Origin of the sequence: Pantoea sp. GbtcB22, assembly GCF_019091025.1 — a bacterium.
Classification (GTDB): domain Bacteria; phylum Pseudomonadota; class Gammaproteobacteria; order Enterobacterales; family Enterobacteriaceae; genus Pantoea; species Pantoea leporis.
This window is the reverse complement of record NZ_JAGXKB010000513.1, coordinates 1-250: the sequence shown is the minus strand read 5'-3', so window position 1 is coordinate 250 and position 250 is coordinate 1. Positions and strand designations below refer to the sequence as shown.

The window sequence follows — 250 nt, the reverse complement described above, 5'->3', positions numbered from 1 at the left end:
GAGGAGTCGGTGGCGAATATTGATACCGGCAGCCATCTGGTGGAGCAGGCCGGGCAAACCATGGATGAGCTGATGCAGGGCGACAGCAGCGTGACTACGCTGATGAGCGAAATCATGTCAGCGAGCCGCGAGCAGAGCATGGGCATCGAACAGGTTAACGTGGCGATTACCCAGCTGGACGGCAGCACTCAGCAGAACGCCGCGCTCGTCAAGCAGGTTTCAGCCGCCGCGCAGTCGATGCAGCAGCAAA

1 protein-coding gene is annotated in these 250 nt (G+C 60.4%); it reads left to right on the top strand.

What is annotated here, in order from left to right:
• Positions 1 to 250 (top strand): methyl-accepting chemotaxis protein (locus KVT28_RS25885; RefSeq protein WP_254633674.1); only part of this gene is annotated, 250 nt, incomplete at both ends.